The 329-nt window shown below is 73.3% G+C and carries 1 protein-coding gene; it reads left to right on the top strand.

Annotated features, from left to right (window positions below):
* Positions 1 to 329 (top strand): UvrD-helicase domain-containing protein (locus ACLZOT_RS51055; protein WP_416976123.1); only part of this gene is annotated, 329 nt, incomplete at both ends.

Genomic DNA, 329 nt, shown 5'->3' on the forward strand with positions numbered 1-329 from the left:
TGGGCCTCGGCCCCGACGCCCTGGACGCCTTCGCCCGCCGCATCGGCCGCCCCGACTGGCGCGCGGCGGCCTCCTTCCTCGCCGAGTACCTCGACGTGCTCGACCTGCAGGGAGTGCTCGACTACGCCGAACTGGTCCACCGCGCGGTGCTCCTCGCCCGCCGCCCCGAGACCGCGGCCCGACTGTCCGCGCAGTACGACGCCGTGTACGTCGACGAGTACCAGGACACCGATCCGGCGCAGGTACGGCTGCTGCACGCGCTCGCCGGCGACGGCCGCAACCTGGTTGCGTTCGGCGATCCCGACCAGTCGATCTACACGTTCCGCGGC

The sequence above is a fragment of the Streptomyces sp. 4F14 genome, from assembly GCF_048159485.1.
Lineage (GTDB): Bacteria > Actinomycetota > Actinomycetes > Streptomycetales > Streptomycetaceae > Streptomyces.